Raw genomic sequence first — 20,294 nt, 5'->3', positions numbered from 1 at the left:
GGGGCGCTTGCCCTACGAGGCGAGGGAGTAGCGGGTGCGCATCGTGCGCGCGTCCCGGCCGTCGATGCGGATCGCGCCTTGCTCGGCCAGCGCGTTCAACTCCCGCAGCACGAGGGCATGGGCAAGGCCGAGGCGGCGGGCGAAGGTGCGGCTGTCGCCTGCGACGCCTGTGCGCACAGCCACGACGAGCGCGGCCTGGATGTCCGTCAGCCGCGGATCCTCGCCCTGCAACCGGGCGACGAGCGCCAGGAAATCTCCGGCCTCCTCCGCTTCGTCGCTCACGCGGCCTCGCGCTTGCGGAACGAGACCATGATCGATTTCGAGGTCGGCGTATCGCTTTGCTCGCCGGCGCTGGAGAGCGGCACCAGCACGTTCAGTTCCGGATAGTAGCCGGCGATGCTGCCGCGCGGGACATCGTAGGGCACGAAGCGGAAGTCGTGCGCCACGCGCTCGATCCCGTCGTCATGGGCGCCGATGACGTCCACCCGGTCGCCGGCCTCCGCCGCCATCGCCTTCAGGTCCTCGGGATGGATGAAGATGACCTGCCGTTCGCCGTAGACGCCGCGATAGCGGTCGTCGAGGCCGTAGACCGTCGTGTTGTACTGGTCGTGCGAGCGGAACGTCTGCAGCGCGAAACGCCCGCCGGCCTTGCGCGCCCGCTGGTGCACGGTCTCCTCCGGCAGCGGGCCGGAGAAGAAGGTGGCCTTGCCGGCCGGCGTATCCCATTCCCGGTGCGCGGCGGCATTGCGCAGGAGGAAGCCGCGCGGCTTGCGCAGCCGCGTGTTGTAATCCGCAAAACCCGGAATGGTCGCCTCGATATGGTCGCGGATGCGGTCATAGTCCTCCGCAAGCGCGCTCCAGCGCACGATCCCGCTGCCGACCGTCGCCTCGGCGATGCCGGCGATGATCGCCACTTCCGAGAGCAGATGCGGCGAGGCGGGCCGGTTGATGCCGGCCGAGCCATGCACCATGCTCATCGAATCCTCGACGCTGATCAGTTGCGAATTGCCGTTGGGCGCAAGGTCCATCTCCGTGCGGCCGAGGCAGGGCAGGATGAAGGACACCTCCCCCGGCATCAGGTGCGAGTGGTTGGGCTTCGTGGCGATGTTCACCGTCAGCTTGAGGCGGCGCAGCGCCGTTTCCACCAGCGCGCTGTCCGGCGTCGCGCGGGCGAAATTGCCGCCGAGGCCGATGAAGGCTTCCGCCGAACCATCCAGCATGGCGCCGATGGCCGACAGCACATTGTGCCCGTGCCTGCGCGGCGGGGAGAAGCCGAACTCCCGCTCCAGCGCATCGAGGAAGGCTTCCGGCGGCTTCTCGTTGATGCCGACCGTGCGGTCGCCCTGCACGTTGGAATGGCCGCGCACCGGGCAGAGGCCCGCCCCCGGGCGACCGATATTGCCGCGCAGGAACATGAAGTTGGCGATCTCGCGGATCGTCGCGACGGAATGCACATGCTGCGTCACGCCCATCGCCCAGGTGCAGATGACGCGCTCGGCCTGCATGTAGACCGCCGCCGCGCGCTCGATCTCGGCCCGCGTCAGGCCGGACTGGTCCTCGATCTCGGCCCAGCCGGTCGCCTCGACCGCGGCACGGTAGGCGGCAAAATCCACGCAATGTTCGGCAAGGAAGGCATGGTCGAGCACCGGCGGCAGGCCAGCCGCCACCGCCGCATCCTCCGCCGCGAGCACCGCCTTCGCCATGCCCCGCACGGCTGCCATGTCGCCGCCGAGCTGTGGCTGGAAATAGTGGCTGGCAATGTCGGTCGAGCCGCCGCGCAGCATCTCGATCTTGTCCTGCGGGTCGGAGAAACGCTCCAGGCCGCGCTCGCGGATCGGATTGAAGACGACGATGCGCGCGCCGCGCAATGCCGCCCGGCGCAGGTCGCCCAGCATGCGCGGATGATTGGTGCCGGGGTTCTGGCCGATCACGAAGATCGCATCCGCCGCCTCGAAGTCCTCGAGCAGCACCGTGCCCTTGCCGACGCCGATCGCCTGGCGCAGCGCCACGCCGCTCGCCTCGTGGCACATGTTCGAGCAATCGGGAAAATTGTTCGTGCCGTAGAGGCGCACGAAGAGCTGGTAGAGATAGGCCGCCTCGTTGCTGGCGCGGCCGGACGTGTAGAATTCCGCGCGATCGGGATTGTCGAGGCTCTTCAGGATGTTGCCGATTTCCCTGAAAGCATCGTCCCAGGCGACCGGCAGATAACGGTCGCTCGCCGCGTCATAGCGCATCGGATGGGTGAGACGGCCGTGGAGCTCCAGCTCGTAGTCGGTCAGCTCGCGCAGTTCCGAGACGGTATGGGCGGCGAAGAAGGCGGGCGAGGCACGCTTTTCCGTTGCCTCCCAGGCGACCGCCTTCACGCCGTTCTCGCAGAATTCGAAGGAGGAGCCGTGCTCGGGATCACCCCAGGCGCAGCCCGGGCAATCGAACCCGTCCGGCTGGTTCGCCTTCAGCATGGTCATGGCACCCGACAGCGGCGTGCCGCTCTCCAGAAGCCTTTTGCCACAGCTCTTCAACGCCCCCCAGCCACCGGCCGCAGAGGATTTCTTTCCGATAAAACGCGTATCCATGGGTCATGGTATTTGCCATTCGTCAGGATTGATCAAGGGGCCAGTTCGAATGGCTTGATAGAGAATCCCTATCAATGCCGGCCGCGTGAGAACCTGACGGACGGCGGGACGGCGCCGCCTCGCAGCCCCTGTCTTTCGGCCGTCGCCGAAACCGGCTGGACCCAGCCGGAACATACATCCCGGAGGCGTTCCAAGGCCTCTTCCGGCCTCTTTGCGGGTGCTCCATGCCGCCCGTGGAACGGCCTGCGGAGGAGCCTCTTCCTCCGCCGTCCTGCGCGCGAAAACACCTCGCTATCCCGCGGAAATCCCGGCTTTCCGGCCCGGCCTGCAGGTACAGGTTCAGGCAAGCTCGCCGCTGTATCGAAAATCAGCCGAATGGTGAATTTGCTGTTCTTCCGATTCCATACTTCAGGACTTTGCCCATGACGTCGATCGTACCCTCCCTGAGCATCGCCCAGATCAAGCAACTCTCCACTTCCGCGATCCTGGCCTGGACGACCGAAGACGTCGCCTCGCTCTCCACCAGCCAGCTCAACGCCTTCTCCGCCAAGCAGATCGCGGCGCTGGAGGTGGAGGACATCGAGGTTCTCAACACGCGGCAACTGAGCGCCATCTCGCAGAGCGCCATCATCGGCCTGTCGCTCGACCAGCTCGGCGCCCTCGACAAATATGCCATCGAAAGCCTGGCGCCCTCCCAGGTCGCCGCCCTCACCACGTCCCAGGTGAAGGGCCTGTCGTCGGAGCAGGCGGAGGCGTTGACGGTCTCGCAGGTCCGCATGCTGAGCGCCGCGCAGCTTGCCGCCCTCGACCCGGAGGATATCGCGACCTTCTCCACCGACGACATGGCGGCCATCAGCTACAAGGCCGTGCAGCTCCTGCGCACAGCGGCCATCGCCGCCCTTTCGCCCGAGCAGATCGGCGCCCTGACGCCGCTCGCCATCGCCGGCTTCACGCCCGCCCAGACCACCGCGCTGACCCCGGAGCAGATCGCAGCGCTCACGACGGCACAGGTCGCGCTCCTCAAGCCGGCGCAGATCGCGGCACTCAGCGCCCAGGCGGTCGCCGCCTTCGGCGAGGCCCAGATCGCCGCGCTCAGCACCAGCGCCCTGACCGGCCTCAAGCCGACCCAGATCAACGCGATGAGCACCGCGCAGATCGAGGCGCTGACCCCGACGCAGGTCCGCGCGCTCAGCGGCCAGCAGCTCACGGCCATGGGGTCGTCCGGCCTTGCCACCTTCTCCAGCCAGGATATCGCCGCGATCTCCAGCCGCGCGATCCCCGCCCTCGGCATCGGCGTCATCGCGGCGCTTTCCGCCGAGCAGATCGAGGCCCTCAGCCCGTCCGCCATCCAGGCCCTGACGGTGATGCAGGTCAACGCCCTCCGCCCCGACCAGATCGGGCTCTTCTCCTCCGCCCAGGTGCGCGGGATGAACATGGCGCAGATCGGCGCGCTCGGCGCCGACGACATCGCAGCGCTCTCCAGCGACGCCCTTGCCGCCATCAGCAATGCCGCGCTGAAGGGGCTCAACACCACCGCCATCGCCGCCCTTTCGCAGGAGCAGATCGAGGCACTGTCGACGAGCCAGATCAACGCGCTTTCCGCAAAGCAGATCGCCGCGCTCGGCGCCGCCGGCATCGCCGTGTTCTCCACGCTCCAGATCGCTGCCGTCAGCAGCAGCGCCGTTCCCGGCCTGACGACCGCCCAGATCGCCGCCCTCGATCTCGACCAGGTCGAGGCGTTCTCTCCGCTGCAGGCCAAGGCGCTCACCGCGGCACAGATCGCCGCGCTCGAGGCCGACGACCTCGCGGTGTTCTCGGCCGCCGACATCGCCGCCCTCTCGGCAAGCGCGGTGGCCGGCCTCACCACCGACACGATCGCCAGCTTCTCCACCGACCAGATCGCCGCGCTCAACGTGAAGTCGATCCCCGGCCTCACGACGCAGCAGATCGCCGCCCTCGACGCCGCGCAGGCCGAGGCGTTCACCGTCGCACAGGTCAAGGCGCTGACGGCCCGGCAGGTCGGCGTCCTCTCTCCCGAGGCGCTGGAAACCTTCTCCACCGCCGATATCGCCGCCCTTTCGGTCAGCGCGCTTGCCAGCCTCGGCAGCGATGCCATCGCCAGCCTCTCCCCCGAGCAGATCGCGGCGCTGACGACCGGCCAGATCGCGGCCCTCAAGTCATCGCAGCTCGCCGCGCTCACCACCGAGCAGGTCGAGGCCTTCACCCCCAGCCAGGTCCGCGTCATGAGCGCCGCCCAGCTCGCCGCGCTGGCGCCGGATGCGGTCGCCACCTTCTCGACCGCGGACATGGCGGCGATCAGCAACCGCGGCATTTCCGGCCTCAGCACCGCCGCGATCGCGACCCTTTCCACCGAGCAGATCGCCGCCCTCAGCGCCAGCGCGCTCGGCAGCCTGACGGGCGCGCAGATCCGCGCCCTCGACGCAGAGCAGATCGAGGCGCTGTCCACGGCCCAGATCGCGGCCCTCGGCGCAACGCAGATCGCAGCCCTCGGCCCCGAGGACATGGCTGTTCTCACCGAGGCGCATATCGCCGCGATCAACGCCAAGGCCATATCCGGCCTCAACAGCGACGCCATCGCCGCGCTCTCCACCGACCAGATCGTCGCCCTCGGCACCAGCGCCATCGCCGCCCTGAAGGCCACGCAGATCGCCGCCCTTTCCCCCGAGCAGGTCGAGGCCTTCTCACCCGTGCAGGTCCGCGTGCTCAGCGCGCAGCAGATCGCGGCCCTCGGCGCGGATGATCTCGCCACCTTCTCCACGGAGGACATGGCGGCGATCAACGCCAAGGCGATGCAGGGCATCACCGCCGATGCCTTTACCGGGCTTTCGGACGAACAGGTCGGCGCACTCTCGACCGCGCAGATCGCCGGCCTCACCGCCAAGCAGTTCTCCACGATGGACGGCGCGTTCCTCGCCTTGCTCACCACCGACCAGATCGCGGCCCTCAGCGCCAGCGTCATCGCCATTCTCTCGCCCGGCCAGATCGAGGCGCTGAGCGCGGAGCAGATCGAGGCCTTCACCCCGGCGCAGGTCAAGGTGCTGACCGCCAACCAGCTTTCCGCATTGACCGCGGAAGACATCGCCACCTTCTCCAGCGCCGACCTCGCGGCGATCAGCAGCCGGGCGATTTCCGGGCTCGACACCGACGTCCTGTCCGGTCTTTCGGCCAGCCAGATCGCCGCCCTCGACCGCTATACGATCGCGGGCATGAGCGCCCGGCAGATCGAGGCCCTCTCCTCCGCCCAGATCGCCGCGCTCACCACCGCGCAGATCGCCAGCCTCACGCCCACCCAGGCCGGGGCCCTCGAGGCGGAAGACATCCGCGCGCTTTCGACCGCCCAGATCGCCGCCCTTTCCTTCCGGGCCATTTCCGGCCTTGGCGCGGGAACCGTCACCGCGCTCTCCTCCGATCAACTCGCCGCCCTCAGCACGAGCAGCATGACGGGTCTCACCAGCAGCCAGCTCGATGCGCTGACCTCCGCACAGGTGAGCCAGCTTTCCACCGCCCAGCTCCGGGCCCTCAGCGCCGCGCAGCTCGCCGGGCTTTCCGACGATATCGATGTGCTCTCCACCGCGCAGATCGCCAGCCTCAACCCGGCTTCGATCAGCGGCCTCACCACGGGCCAGATGGCGTCGCTCTCTGCCGACCAGGTCGCGGCCCTGACGACGGCGCAGATCGCAGGGCTCAACGCAGGACAGGTCGGCGCGCTCAGCGTCGCCGACATCGCCTCGCTGACGACCGCGCAGATCAATGCGCTCAGCGGGGTCGGCATTTCCGGCCTGACCGCAAGCCAGATGGCGGCGCTGACCACGGCCCAGGTCAACGCCCTCAACAACCGCCAGATGGCGGCATTGTCCTCCGCGCAGATCGCGGCGCTCGGAACCGACAAGGTCGCAGCGCTCACCACGGCGCAGATCGCCGCCCTCAATGCCGGCAGCATCGCGGGCTTCACCTCCCAGCAACTCGCGGCCCTCAGCACCGCCCAGGCCGAAGCCCTGACAAGCGCGCAGGTCGGCTCCCTCAAATCCGACCAGATCAGCGAACTCGGTACCGACGACATCGCCACCTTCTCGCTGAAGGATATCGGCATGATCAGCTCCAGCGCCGTCGCCGGCCTGTCGCCGGCGGTGCTCGCCGCGCTCTCGACCGCGCAGATCGCCGCCTTCAGCACCGCCGCCATCGGCGCGATGAGCGCCCAGCAGCTCGCCGCGCTTTCCACCGCGCAGGCCGAGGCGCTGACCAGCCAGCAGGTCGCCGCTCTGAACTCCACCCAGCTCGGCGCCTTCGGTGCCGATGACCTCGCCACCTTCTCGACGCGGGATATCGCGGCGATCGGCTCGAACGCCATTGCCGGCCTCTCCACCGAAACGCTCGCGGCCCTTTCGACCGCCCAGATCGCCGCCTTCAGCGCCGCCGGCATCGGCGGCATGACGGCACGGCAGTTCGAGGCGCTCAGCGTCGCCCAGGCCGAGGCGCTCACCAGCACCCAGATCGGCGCGATGAGCTCGGCACAGCTTGCGGCACTCGGGGCAGACGATATCGCCACCTTCTCGACCCGCGAGATCGCCGCCATCGGCGCAAACGCCGTTTCCGGCCTTTCGACGGCCGCGATTGCCAACCTCTCCACGGCGCAGATCGCCGCCCTCAGCACCGCCGCCATCGGCGGCCTTGCGACCCGGCAGATCCAGGCCTTCACCAGCGCCCAGCTCGGCGCCCTGTCGTCCGCCCAGGTCCGCGCGCTCGATGCCCGGCAGATCGCGATGCTCGGCACGGAGTATATCGCCGGGCTCTCGACGGATCAGGTCGCCGCCCTCAGCACGGCCGCCATTGCCGGCCTTTCCACCGACCAGATCGCGGCGCTCTCCACCGCCCAGGCCGAGGCGCTGACCAGCCAGCAGGTCGGCGCCCTCACCTCGCGCCAGATCGCGGCCCTCGACCTCGAAGACCTCGACACGTTCTCCGTCGCCGACATGGCGGCGATCAGCTCCAGCGCCATGTCGGGCCTGTCGACCGACATGCTCGCCTCGCTGAGGACGAGCCAGATCGCCGCCCTCGGCCCGGCCGGCCTTGCCGGCATGACGAGCAGCCAGATCGCCGCCCTTTCCACCGACCAGGTTGGCGCGCTCACCACGGCCCAGCTTGCCGCCCTCGGCTCGCGGCAGACCGCGGCGCTCAGCACGGACGACATCGCCGCCCTTTCGCCGGCGCAGATCGCCGCGCTCGGCTCGGCCGGCGTCGCCGGCCTCACCACGAGCCAGATCGCCGCTCTTTCCACCGGCCAGGCCGAAGCGCTGACCAGCACCCAGATCGCCGCGCTGAGCTCCACCCAGATCGCCGCCTTTGGCGCCGATACGCTGGGAACCTTCACTAACGCCGAGATGGCCGTGATCACCTCCGGCGCGGTCTCCGGCCTGTCGCCGGCGACCATCGCCGCCCTGACGACGGCCCAGATCGCCGCGCTGAACGGCGCGGGCCTGACATCCACGCAGATCAATGCCTTCAGCAGCGACCAACTGGAGGCGCTGACCAAGACCCAGCTCGCCGCCTTCGGCTCGGCGCAGGTCGGCGCGCTCGGCACGGACGACATCGCCGTGCTCTCGCCCGAGCAGATCGCCGCCCTCGGCACCGCCGGCATCGCCGCCCTCTCCACCGCGCAGATCGCGGCGCTTTCCAGCAGCCAGGCCGAGGCTTTGACCAGCAAACAGGTCGCCGTGCTGAATTCACACCAGATCGCGGCGCTGGAGGCCGAGGACCTCGAGCTGTTCTCGACCGCCGATCTCGCCGCGATCAATTCGCGGGCCATTTCGGGCCTATCGACGGCGATGCTCGCCACGCTCAGCCCCGAGCAGATCGCCGCCTTCAGCCCCTCCGGCATTTCCGGCCTGTCGAGCGCGCAGATCGGGGCGCTTACCGCCGATCAGGTCGAGGCGCTGACGAGCGCCCAGGTGGGCGCCCTGACCTCGCAGCAGATCGCCGCGCTCGATGCGGACGACCTCGCGCTGTTCTCGACGGCCGACATGGCCGCGATCGGCTCCAGCGCGATTGCCGGCCTGTCGCCGGCCGTGCTCGCCGGCTTCTCGGCCAGCCAGATCGCCGCGCTCAGCGCCGCCGGGATCGGCGGGCTCACCACCAGCCAGGTCGCCGCCCTTACATCGGCGCAGGTCGCCGGCCTTTCCACCCAGCAGCTTGGTGCGCTCAGCTCGAAACAGGTGGCCGCGCTCGATGCCATCGACGTCAGCGCGCTGACACCCGCCCAGATCGCGGCGCTCAGCACGAGCGGCGTTGCCGGGCTCACCAGCACGCAGACCGCCGGCCTGACGCTGGAACAGGTCGAGGCCCTCACCACGAGCCAGATCGCCGCTCTCGGTTCGTCGGCCCTTGCCGGCCTTTCGACCGAAGCGCTCGACACGTTCTCGCACGGCAAGCTCGCCGCCATCAGCGCCAGCGCGATCAAGGGCCTGCCGCCGGGCTACATGGCAACGCTCTCCGAGAGCGAGATCGCCGCCCTCAGCACGGCGGCGATCACCGGCCTCAGCAGCGCCCAGATCGCCGCGCTCAGCACCGCGCAGGTGGAAGCCTTCTCGCTTGCCCAGATCGGCGCGCTGAGCCTGCCGGGCATTGCCGGCCTCACCTCCGCGCAGATGCAGACCATCTCCACCGAGGAGCTGGCGGCGATCGGCACGGCGGCCATCCGCGGGCTTTCGAGCGGCACGATCGGCGCGCTGTCGACGGCCTCGATCGCCGCCCTGTCGACGGCCCAGGTCGCCGCCCTCACCTATGGCCAGATGTCGGCGCTCGGTCCCCAGCAGGTGGGGGCGCTCTCGTCCGACCAGATCGGTGCCCTGACGGCGACGCAGGCCGCGGCCCTCGGGGCCGACGATCTCGCCACCTTCTCGACCGAGGACATCATCTCGCTGAGTTCGAACGCGATTTCCGGCCTCAGCACGGCAACGCTCGCCGGTCTTACGCCCGAGCAGGCCGCCGCCTTCACGCCCGGCCAGCTTGCCGCCATGACCTCCGCGCAGATCAATGCCCTGCCGCAGGGCGGCGGTGCGGGCGTGCAGAGCTTCGCCTTCTCCGCCATGGGCGGCGAACCGGCACCGGTCGCGGAAGACACCGGAACAGGCGAGCCGCAGGCCGAGAGCGACGCGCAATCCGAGATCGCGTCGATCATCTCGTCCTACCTCGCGGTCTGACCGATCTGCCGGGCCTGAAAACGCGTTCGCCCCGGCAAGCCGGGGCGAAATGCATTTCCACCGACTGTTCGGGTCGCTGCAGTGGCCGTGACGGCCTTCGTCGCGCGGATTCGCGCCCTCTTCTCGCCGGAGCTTTTGGGGATCACGTCAGCTCAACGCCATGGAAGGTCTTCAGCCGCGCCCGAACGGCGGCGATCTCATCGGCGCGGCGGGCCGCGTCCCAGCCGAGCGCCTCGCTTGCCTGGAGGGCGAGCGCCTCGACCAGCCGGGCCGTCAGGCGGCCGGTCACGGCCAGCGTCGTACGGCGGAAGGCAAGGTCCGCAAGGGAACCGACCTGCTCGTGGCGCAGCAGATAGTCCACCTCGCCGGTGCTGTAGTCCGCAGCGTCGGGAAGCGGCGCGTCGGCGGGAGACGCCGCGACATGCGCCGCGACGATCCGCGCCGTCGTGCCGTAGTGGGCGAAAAGGTCCGCGATGCGCTTTTCCGCAAGCCCCGTTTCCTGCGCGAGACCGGAAATCCACACCTGCCTTGCCGCCTCGGTCTTCGGGTAATCACGCCCGCCGCCGATGGCGAGGTCGCGGGTGGAGACCCTGCGGCTGGCGGACAGGCGCTTCAGCAGCATGTCCGCCACCTCTTCCGCATAACCGCGGAAGGTCGTCCACTTGCCGCCGACGAGCGAATAGACCGGATAGGGCCGGCCGGCGGTAGGTTCGAGGACCGGCGTCGCATGGTCACGGGTGATGAGGCCCGGATCCTTCGCATCGGAAGCCGGCAGCGGACGGATGCCGCTATAGACATAGACGATCTGGTCGCGGGAAAAGCGAAGCTTCGGCAGGAGCCTGCGCAGGCTTTCGAGCAGGTATTCCACCTCGTCGGGCTCGCAGCGCACCGTGTCGGGATCGGCGGCCTTGATATCGGTGGAGCCGGCAAGGGCGCGGCCGAGATATTCGAAGACCAGGCAGATGCGCCCGTCATCCGCCTCGAAATAGATCATCCGCCCCTTCAATTCCTTCAGCAGGTCCGGATGGTCGAGCAGGATATGCGACCCCTTGGTGCCGCCGATCATGCGCGACGGTTCGCCGAGGATGGCATTCACCTCGTCGATCCAGGGGCCGGCTGCATTGACGACGATCTTCGGCCGCACGGTCGCCGCCGCCTCGCCGGCAAGGCTCTTCACCGTCAGCGCGCCATCCGCGGCGCGTTCCAGCCGGACATGGTTGAGAGCGGCGGAGCGCGGACTGTCGGCAAGGCCGTCGCGCACGAGTTCGAGGATCAGGCGCTCGGGATGGGTGACGGTGGCATCGTAATAGGTGCCCGTCGCCACGATGTCAGGCGTCAGCGCCGGCAGGTCGCGCAGCGAGGCGGCCCGGCTCGCCGTCGAGTGCCGCGGCATGACGCGGTGGCGCGCGCCGTAGAAGTCGTAGAGCATCAGGCCGATCTTGACGAGCAGCGCGCCGCGGCTGCGCGGGGCGCTCTTCGAGCCGAACAGCGTGCGCAGCGCCGCGCCGATGCCCTTCGTCCAGGAGAAGATCGGGATCAGCGTCGGCAGCGGCTTGACGTAATGCGGCGCGTTGGCGAGCAGCAGGTTGCGCTCCAGCGTCGACTGCGCGACGAGGCGGAATTCGCCCGTCTCGAGATATTTCAGCCCGCCATGGATGAGGCGGGAAGGCGCGGCGCTGGTGCCGGCGGCATAATCGTTCTTCTCGACCAGCAGGCAGTCGAGCCCCTGCGCCGTCAGGTCGCGGAAAAGCCCCGCGCCGTTGACCCCCGCCCCGACGATGAGCACGTCGAGCGTGCCGCGCGCCTCCATCGCCGCCATTCGTTCGCCCATGCCGCCGGGAAAGGCGGCGGCGCCTGCCGCATTCGCATTCATGTACTCTTGCCCATTTTTACGATTTCGAGATTGACGCCGGCGTCCTTCAGGCGCGCCCTCACCGCTTCATCGACCCGGTCCGTCGTCAGAACGACGTCGAAGGCGACAAGGTCGCCCAGGACGTTGAGGGCGACCTTGCCGAATTTCGAGGAATCGACGAGCAGGATCTTGCGGCTCGACGAGGCCATCATCGCCTGCTTGACCTTGGTGACCTGGGCGTCCTGGATGAAGGCCGTCCCGCCGTCGATGGCGGAGGCGGAACAGAAGAGGACGTTCGCCCGAAGGCTTGCCACCGCCTTCTCGCAGGTGATGCCGATATAGGCGTTGTAGTTGCGGTGGTACTTGCCGCCGAGGCTGATCAGCTCCACCTCCTCGGCCTTGATCAGCTTGCCGGCCGAGATGTAGCTGTTGGTGATGACGGTGAGCGGACGGGCCTCCGGCAGGAGGCCCGCGAGCGCGCAGGCCGTCGAGGAATCGTCCAGCATCACCGCCTGCCCGGCCTCGACATAGGCCATGGCGGCGCGGGCGAGCGCCTCCTTCTCCGTCCTGCCCACCGTCTCGCGGTAGCGGAACGTGCTCTCGTAGAGGCCGGAGGGCTGGACGGTGACCATGCCGTGCAGCTTGCGCAGCACGCCCTGCTGGGCAAGCGCATCGATATGCCGGTGGATGGTCATGCGCGAGACGCCGAAATGCTCGACGAGATCCTCGATGCGCGCCTGGCCGGCCCGCATGATGTACTCGGCAATCTCCTCTCGTCGTGCTTCCGCCTTCATCCGTCCGCTTCCCTCGACCGTTTTGCGAGATCCTCGATGGCCTGCCAATGTGGCGCCAAGCCGTCTGCAAGCCGTCTATAGAGATCGTAGCGCCCGGCGAGCTGCGCGCTCCGCACCCCGTCCGGCCGGTAGGAGCGCAGGATCCGGGTCGTCGCCGCCGCGCCGGCTTCCGGGCTTGCATAAAGCCCCACCGCGGCACCGGCGACGAGCGCCGCGCCCCAGGCAGCCGCCTCGTCGGCGGAAGAGACGTCGACGACGAGCCCCGTCGCATCGGCGAACATCTGCGCCAGAACCGGGCTGCGCGCCCCGCCGCCGCTGATGCGCATGCGCTCCACCGGCACGCGGGACAGGAGGTCGTCGATATGGACCTTGTGGTTGAAGACGATGCCTTCCAGCACGGCCTTCAGGAGATCGCCCCGCTCGTGCCAGCCGTGCACGCCGAAGAAGCCGGCGCTCGCACCGCTGCCGAAGGGCGAGCCGAAGAGGAAGGGATGGAAGACGATATCCGACGGCTTTTCCAGCGCCCGGTCGAGCTCCGGCCGCAGCAGCGCGTGGATGTCGGCCCCCTCGCGCTCGGCCCTTTCGGTAAGATCCCGGCAGAAATTGTCGAGGAACCAGTCGTAGTTCGCGGTGGAGGCCGGCGAGATGGCCATGGAGTTCCACCAGCCCATGCGGATGCCGTTGCGGCAAAACCAGCGCGGATCGACCATCGGCTCTTCGGTGACCAGCTCGTTGATCGAATAGGTGCCGGCGACGACTGCAAGCAGGCCCGGCGCATGGCCGCCGATGCCGAGCGCCGAGGCCGTCACGTCATGCAGGCCCGCGGCAACGGGCGTGCCCTCGATGAGGCCCGTCGCTGCCGCCGCGTCGCGCGTCACCGTGCCGATGATCTCGTCCGGCCGGGCGACTGGCGGAAGGGCGGGCCAGAGGTCACCGAGGCCGAAGACCTCCAGCGCCGCCTTGTCGAAGGCCTGCGTGCGCACATTGGTGAAGCTCGTGCTCGCCTCGGTGAGATCCGTGCCGACGACGCCGGTCAGGCAGAAGCGCAACCAGTCCTTGCAGGTGAAGACATGGCCGATGGCGCGGTAGCGCTCCGGCTCGTGCTGCCGGATATGGGCGAGCAGGGCCGAGGGCGCGGAAGCGTGGGCGGTCTGGCCGGTCAGCGCCAGCGCGCGCTGCGCCACGCCGTCCTTCCCCCAGGCTTCGACGATCGCGCCGGCGCGGCTGTCGAGCGAGAGGATGCCGGCGCCGAGCGGGCGTTTCGCGCTATCGAGCAGGTAGAGGCCGTCGCCATGGGCGGTCGCCGCGACGGCCTTGATGTCGCCCGCCGGGCGGCCGCTCTTCTCGATCGCCTCGCGGATCGCCTCGGCGGTCGCGGTCCACAGGCCCGCCATTTCGCGCTCGACATGGCGCGGCTCGGGAAAGGATTGCGGCACGCGCCGCCGCGCGACGGCGATCGGCGTGCCGTCCTCCTCGAAAATCACCGCCTTGGTGACCGTCAGGCCGTTGTCGATGCCCAGAAGCAGCGCCATGGTTCTCTCCGTCCGTTCCGGCTTGCGCGCAGGGTGAAACGGTCCTGCAGGCGACTTGTAACGTATTCTATTGTTATTATATCGTCAATAAATGTTACAAAGGGGCCGCACCTTGCCCCGCGTTACCACCCTGAAGCGCATTCTTGACCTTTTCTTCACACTCCTCGCGTAAGCAGGGCGGGACGAGGCCCGGAATGGGGGGCCGGGTGGGTATCGATGTCGAGCGTGCGTTCGTTTGAAGCGGGGGATGTGGATGCGGTCGCAGACCTGTTCCAGCGCCTGCTGCGCAAGACAGCCGAGCCGGCGAACGACGACCTGAAAACCTATCTGCGCACCCTCTTCATCGATTTCCCCGCTGCCGAACCGGATTTGCGCTCGCGCGTGCATGTGCGCACGGATGGCAGCGTTTCGGGTTTCCTCGGCGTGCTGCCGGTGGAGATGGAGTTCGAGGGACGCCGCCTGAAGGCGGCCAATTGCGGCACATTCGCCTGCGACGACCGCGAGGAAGACCCCTTCGCCGGCGCCCGCCTCCTGCGCGATGTGCTTGCCGGTCCGCAGGACCTCTCCTTCACCGAGACCTCGAACGATGTTTCCACGGATATGTGGCGCTCGATGCGCGCCACGGTCCTCGGCCCTCACAGCCTCGAATGGCTGCGCATGATAAAGCCGGCTTCCTTCGCCCTGAAGGCCGCCGCGGGGCGGCTGTCCGCCTTGAGACTGTTCAATCCCCTGGCTCGCGCCGCGGATGCGATCCTCTGCCGGCGTGGCGAAAAACAGAACTGGTCGCACTATATCCCGCTTGCCGGCAAGGCCGATGCCTTCGTCGACGAGGCGGTGAGCGATGCGGAATTTGCCGACCTGTGCCGGCAGTTCGTGCGCCATTTCCCGCTGCGCCCCGCATGGGACACGCCCGTATTGGAAACCATGCTCGGCCATGCCACCCGCAAGGCGCTGCATGGCGAGCGCATCCAGCATGTCGTCAAGACGCGGACCGGCAAGGCGGTCGGCCTCTATCTCTACTACGGCAATCCCGGCGACATCGGCCGCACGGTGCAGATCATGGCCGCGCCCGGCCAGGAGGCCATCGTCATCGACCGCCTGATGCGCGATGCCCATGCGCGCGGCCTCGTCGCCATTCGCGGACGCACGCAGCCAACCCTGCTGCAGGCGATGATCGGCAAGAAATGCGCCTTCCTGCACACGTCCTCGACCATCGTGCATTCGCGCGACCCCGCGCTGCTCGACGCGATGGCGAACGGCAGGGTGTTCCTCAACGGTCTTGCCGGTGAAGGCTGGACACGCCTCATCGGCGATCGGTTCGGATAAGGCCATGTGCGGGATCGCCGGATATTTCGGGGGAAACATCGCGCCGGAACGGGGCGCGGACCATCTGCGCCGCATGGTCGCCGCGCTTCGCCATCGCGGGCCGGACGGTGAAGGCATCCTCCTGCGCGCCGATGCGGGCCTTGCCCATACCCGCCTTTCCATCGTCGGCCTTGCCGACGGCGCCCAGCCGATGGCGACGGAGGACGAGGCGCTCGCACTGTCCTTCAACGGTGAGATCTTCAACTATGTGGAACTGCGCGACGACCTGACGGCGCGCGGCCGCAGCTTCCGCACCACGTCGGATACCGAGGTGCTGCTCGCGGCCTTTGCGGAAAGAGGCCCTGCCTGCCTGCCGGATTTCAACGGCGACTTCGCCTTCGCCATCCATGATGCGAAGAACCGCCGGCTGGTGCTTGCCCGCGACCGCATGGGCGTGCGCCCGCTGTTCTATACACAGCACGAAGGCGCGCTGTTCTTCGCCTCCGAGATCGCGGCGCTGCTGGCCCTGCCCGGCATGGTGGCCGAAATCGACCCCGTGGCGCTCGACCAGATCTTCACGCTCTGGTGCCCGATCCCGCCGCGCACCGCCTACCGCAACATCTTCGAACTGCCGCCCGGCCATCTGATGACCGTTGAGGACGGCCGCCAGACGGTTCGCCCCTGGTGGCAGCTCTCCTTCCCCGATCGCGGCGACATCCAGCCGGCCGGACGGTTCGAAAGCCGGGTCGAGGAGTTGCGCGCGCTGCTTGCCGATGCCACGCGCCTTCGCCTGCGCGCCGACGTGCCCGTCGGGTCCTATCTGTCGGGCGGCATCGATTCCTCCGTCATCGCCGCCCTTGCCGCACGCACCGTGACGCGCGGCCTGCGAACCTTTTCCCTGACCTTCCGCAGCGAGGAGCACGACGAAAGCGCCTGGCAGCGGCAGATGGCGGCGACGCTCGATGCGCAGGCCGACAGCGTCGAATGCACGGCGGAGGCGATCGCGCACCACCTGCCCGCGGTGATGGGCCATGTCGAGCGGCCGATCCTGCGCACCGCGCCCGTGCCGCTCCACCTGCTCGCCGCCAGAGTGCGCGAGCGCGGCATGAAGGTCGTGCTGACCGGCGAAGGCGCGGACGAGATCTTCGCCGGCTACGATCTTTTCCGCGAGGCCCGCGTCCGGCGCTTCTGCGGCCGGCAACCGGCCTCCGTCCACCGCCCCCGCCTCTTCCAGCGGCTCTATCCCTATCTTCCCGGCCTCAAGCAGCAGACGCCGGAATATCTCGCGCGCTTCTTCGCCTTCGGCTCGGAGGCGCTTGACGATCCGCTCTATTCCCACCGCCCGCGCTTCCGCTCCACCGCCGCGGCGAAACTGTTCTTCTCTCCCGGCCTCAAGGAGGCGCTGGGCGACTACGACGCCGCCGAGGACCTTGCGGCACAACTGCCCGCCGACTTCCGCCGCTGGCATCCCCTGCACCAGGCGCAGTATCTCGAAACGGCCTTCCTCCTGCCGGGCTACATCCTGTCCAGCCAGGGCGACCGGGTGATGATGGCCAATGCCGTCGAGGGGCGGTTCCCCTTCCTCGATCCCCGGGTCGTCTCCTTCGCCGCCGGACTTGCCCCGGATGCCAAGCTGCTCGGCCTTCGCGAAAAGCACATCCTCAAGGAAGCCGCCCGCGGCCTCGTGCCGGCGGCCATCATCGACCGCCCGAAACAGCCCTACCGCGCGCCGGACAGCGAGAGTTTCGCCGCCCCGCACACGCCTGCCTATCTCGACGCCGTGCTGTCGCCGGAACGCCTTATCGATAGCGGCCTGTTCAATGTCCCGGCCGTCGGCAAGCTGAAGGAGAAGGTCCTCAAGGGACAGGTCTCCGGTTTCCGCGACAACGCGGCCTTCATCGGCATCCTGTCGACCCAGCTCCTGCGCGGCACCGACGCCACACGATCCACAGAAACTGCATCCAGCATTAGGATAAGCTGACCATGTCCGACGAGACCAAAGCCGCAATCCGTACCTTCATCGTGGAAAACTTCCTGTTCGGCGACGACAGCCATCCGCTGCCCGCCGACCTGTCGCTGATCGACAACGACCTCATCGATTCCACCGGCATCCTGGAGCTGGTCGGCTTCCTCGAAGAACGCTTCGGCGTGCAGGTCGCCGATGCCGACATCGTGCCGACCAATCTCGACACGATCGAGCGCATCGCCGGCTTCATCGCCCGCAAGCAGGCGGCCTGACGGCAGGCCGGCCATGCGGATCGAGCGTTACCTCCAGGACAGCGCAGCCCGCGACGGCGCCCGGACGGCGATCGTCTCCGGCGAGGTGCGGCTGGACTATGCCCGTTTCCTCGATCTTGCCACCCGCATGGCCACGACGCTGCGCATGCGCGGCGTCGGACGCGGCGACCGCGTTCTCGTCCTCCTCGACAATGGCTGGCAAACGGCCGTCGCCGTCTTTGCCACCTGGATCGCGGGCGCCGTCATCTGCCCCGTCAATCCGGCGACCAGAAGCGCACGGCTCGCGCAGATCGCGCGCGACTGCACCCCTGTGCTGGTCTTCGTGGAGAGCCGCCTTGAGAGGCTGCTCGACGAAACGTCCGAGCTCGCCGCGACACCGCGCATCGTGACAGGCGGCAGCTTCGAGGCCGCGATCGACACCGCGCCGCTCGCAGCCGAGCCCCTGCCCGACACCGATCTCGCCGCGCTGATCTACACATCCGGCTCGACGGGCGAACCGAAGGGCGTGATGCTCGCCCATGACAACGTGGACGCCGCCGCCCGCGCGATTACCGCCTATCTCGAAAACACCGCCGCCGACACCATCCTCGTCGTGCTGCCCATGTCCTTCGGCTATGGGCTCAACCAGCTTGTCACCGCCGCGCGCTGCGGCGCGACGCTGATCATCGAGAAATCCTTCGCCTTCCCGCAGGCGATCTTCGAGAGGATCCGCGACGAGCGCGTCACCGGCTTCCCGCTCGTGCCGGCCATGGCGGCCATGATGATGCAGGCACGCGACCTCGACGCGTCGCTCTTTGCGAGCCTGCGCTACGTGACCAGCGCCGCCGCGCCCATGCCGCTCGCCCATCTCGACTGGCTGCGCGCCTTCCTGCCGCAGGCGAAGCTCTATTCCATGTACGGCCAGACCGAATGCACCCGCGCCAGTTGGCTGCCGCCGGGCGAGATCGATGCCCGGCGCGGCTCGGTCGGCATCGCCATACCGGGCGGCCGGGCCGAGGTCGTCGACGAGGCGGGCGAGACGGTGGCACCCGGCACAATGGGCGAGCTGGTGATCAGCGGGCCGCATGTCATGCGCGGCTACTGGCAGAACGAGGCCGCGACGCGCCGCGCGCTGCGGCCCGATCCGCGCACGGGGATCCTGCGCCTCCACACCGGCGACCTCTTCACCGCGGATGCGGACGGTTATCTCACCTTCGTCTCGCGCATGGACGACATCATCAAGTCGCGCGGCGAGAAGGTCGCGCCCAAGGCCGTGGAGGACGTTCTCTGCCGCATGCCGGGCGTGGCGGAAGCGCTCGTCGTCGGCATCGCCCACGAGGTGCTCGGACAGGCCGTCAAGGCGGTGATCGTCGCCTCGGACCCGGCCCTCACCGAGCGCGACGTGCTGCGCTTCTGCGCCCGCCATCTCGAGGACCACATGGTCCCCAAGCAAGTCGAATTCCGGGAATTCCTTCCCAAGACCGATTCCGGCAAGGCAAGCCGCCGGCTCGCCGCCGAACCCGCCACCACGACTGGCCAAAAGACAGGATCGCCTGCATGACCACGCCGAAGTCCCACACGCCCTCCTTCGCCCCGCTCGTACTCGATCCCGCCGCGGAGGTGGAGCGCATCACCGGCTGGATGCGCGACCGGCTGCGCCTCGACCTGCGCAAGCGCGGCCTGGTGCTCGGCCTTTCCGGCGGCATCGATTCCAGCCTCTGCGCGGCGCTGGCCGTCAAGGCGCTCGGCGCGAAGAACGTCTTCGCGCTCTTCATGCCGGAAAACGATTCCGACCCGGAAAGCCTGCGGCTCGGGCGCAGCGTCGCCGAGACCTTCGGCATCGAGAGCATCGTTGAGGATATCGGCCCCTCGCTCGCCGCCATGGGCTGCTACGAGCGCCGCGATGCCTTCATCCGCGAGGCCGTTCCGGAATACGAGGCCGGCTGGGCCTCCAAGATCGTCTTCGACAACCCGATGACCACAGGCGGCTACAACATCTCCTCGCTCGTCGTGCGCTCGCCCGACGGCGAGATGCGCAAGGTGCGGCTTTCGGCGGGCGCCTATCTCGGCATCGTCGCGGCGACGAACATGAAGCAGCGCACCCGCAAGCAGCTCGAATACTACCATGCGGACCGGTTGAACTTCGCCGTGCTCGGCACGCCGAACCGACTGGAATACGATCAGGGCTTCTTCGTCAAGAACGGTGACGGCGCCGCCGACATCAAGCCGATCGCCCATCTCTACAAGTCGCAGGTCTTCCAGCTCGCCGCCCATCTCGGCGTGCCGGCCGACATCCTCTCGCGCCCGCCCACCACCGACACCTATTCCCTGCCGCAGACGCAGGAGGAGTTCTACTTCGCCCTGCCCTACGACAAGATGGACATCTGCCTCTACGGGCTGGAGAACGCCGTGCCGGCGGCCGAGATCGCCACGGCCACGGGCCTCAAGGCAAGCGACGTCGAGCTGGTCTGGACGGACATCGCCGCCAAGCGCAAGGTCGCCCGCTACCTGCATTGCCCCCCGCTCGTCTTCGACGGGGCGTAACCGGTATCTGATCCCGGCTTTGATGGTGCATTGATCTGTCCGACCTGGAAGGGTGCGGCCGCGCCAGAACGACGGAATCAACCGCCGGCCTGACGGGATGCCGGCGGCCGCGGAGGAGGCTGTCATCGTCGCTTTCCGGCGACATACGCTACCGCCGCTCGCTGATCGCCCCGCAGCCGGCGACCCCGTTCTCCGTCCGATCCCGCACCATGACCGGCCGGCGCGACAGCCGGACCTCCAACCGCAACTTTCAAAGCGTG

At 68.5% G+C, this 20,294-nt stretch carries 11 protein-coding genes; 6 read left to right on the top strand and 5 right to left on the bottom strand.

The window, feature by feature from the left end:
- Positions 1–12 precede the first annotated feature (12 nt).
- Both shn_RS23865 and shn_RS23860 read right to left on the bottom strand, forming a co-directional pair.
- Positions 13–282: a hypothetical protein gene (locus tag shn_RS23865; protein ID WP_064333007.1), complete on the bottom strand. Its 270-nt coding sequence runs from the start codon at positions 280–282 to the stop codon at positions 13–15.
- The gene (locus shn_RS23860; RefSeq protein ID WP_064333006.1) at positions 279–2,573 is read right to left on the bottom strand and encodes an FdhF/YdeP family oxidoreductase; all 2,295 of its coding nucleotides are present in this window, start codon (positions 2,571–2,573) and stop codon (positions 279–281) included. Before shn_RS23860 ends, shn_RS23865 begins: the two co-directional genes overlap by 4 nt.
- Before the next feature lie 422 nt (positions 2,574–2,995).
- On the opposite strand from shn_RS23860, the gene shn_RS23855 reads away from it, so the two are divergent.
- On the top strand, positions 2,996–9,790 hold the full coding sequence (locus tag shn_RS23855) for a hypothetical protein (protein ID WP_064333005.1): 6,795 nt from the start codon (positions 2,996–2,998) through the stop codon (positions 9,788–9,790).
- A 142-nt stretch (positions 9,791–9,932) separates the two neighbouring features.
- Here the strand turns inward: shn_RS23855 and shn_RS23850 are convergent, their stop codons facing one another.
- Genes shn_RS23850 through shn_RS23840 form a run of 3 tightly spaced genes read right to left on the bottom strand, consistent with a single transcriptional unit; the run spans position 9,933 to position 13,968 of the window.
- Positions 9,933–11,621, bottom strand: coding sequence for a glycerol-3-phosphate dehydrogenase/oxidase (locus shn_RS23850; protein WP_245337463.1), 1,689 nt, complete (start codon positions 11,619–11,621; stop codon positions 9,933–9,935).
- 38 nt (positions 11,622–11,659) lie between these two features.
- Positions 11,660–12,436 (bottom strand): DeoR/GlpR family DNA-binding transcription regulator, encoded by a 777-nt coding sequence (locus shn_RS23845; RefSeq protein WP_064333003.1) that lies wholly within the window; start codon positions 12,434–12,436, stop codon positions 11,660–11,662.
- The gene (locus tag shn_RS23840) at positions 12,433–13,968 is read right to left on the bottom strand and encodes an FGGY-family carbohydrate kinase (RefSeq protein ID WP_064333002.1); all 1,536 of its coding nucleotides are present in this window, start codon (positions 13,966–13,968) and stop codon (positions 12,433–12,435) included. The genes shn_RS23845 and shn_RS23840 overlap by 4 nt, the downstream gene beginning before the upstream one ends.
- A 216-nt stretch (positions 13,969–14,184) precedes the next feature.
- Between shn_RS23840 and shn_RS23835 the strand changes: the two genes are divergently transcribed.
- The 5 genes from shn_RS23835 to nadE are packed head-to-tail and all read left to right on the top strand — an operon-like array spanning position 14,185 to position 20,034.
- Positions 14,185–15,294, top strand: a complete 1,110-nt coding sequence (locus tag shn_RS23835; protein ID WP_064333001.1) for a hypothetical protein — start codon at positions 14,185–14,187, stop codon at positions 15,292–15,294.
- 4 nt (positions 15,295–15,298) lie between these two features.
- Positions 15,299–17,254, top strand: coding sequence for an asparagine synthase (glutamine-hydrolyzing) (asnB, locus tag shn_RS23830; protein ID WP_064333000.1), 1,956 nt, complete (start codon positions 15,299–15,301; stop codon positions 17,252–17,254).
- Between the two features lie 2 nt (positions 17,255–17,256).
- Positions 17,257–17,511, top strand: a complete 255-nt coding sequence (locus shn_RS23825; protein WP_064332999.1) for an acyl carrier protein — start codon at positions 17,257–17,259, stop codon at positions 17,509–17,511.
- A gap of 13 nt (positions 17,512–17,524) precedes the next feature.
- Positions 17,525–19,051: a class I adenylate-forming enzyme family protein gene (locus tag shn_RS23820; RefSeq protein ID WP_064332998.1), complete on the top strand. Its 1,527-nt coding sequence runs from the start codon at positions 17,525–17,527 to the stop codon at positions 19,049–19,051.
- A complete protein-coding gene (gene nadE, locus shn_RS23815; protein WP_064332997.1) occupies positions 19,048–20,034 on the top strand; it encodes an NAD(+) synthase in 987 nt (328 codons plus the stop codon). Before shn_RS23820 ends, nadE begins: the two co-directional genes overlap by 4 nt.
- Positions 20,035–20,294: the final 260 nt, after the last annotated feature.

It is taken from the genome of Shinella sp. HZN7, assembly GCF_001652565.1.
In the GTDB taxonomy this organism is placed as follows: Bacteria; Pseudomonadota; Alphaproteobacteria; order Rhizobiales; family Rhizobiaceae; genus Shinella; species Shinella granuli.
The sequence above is the reverse complement of the archived record's forward strand: the minus strand, read 5'-3'. Positions and strand labels throughout refer to the sequence as shown.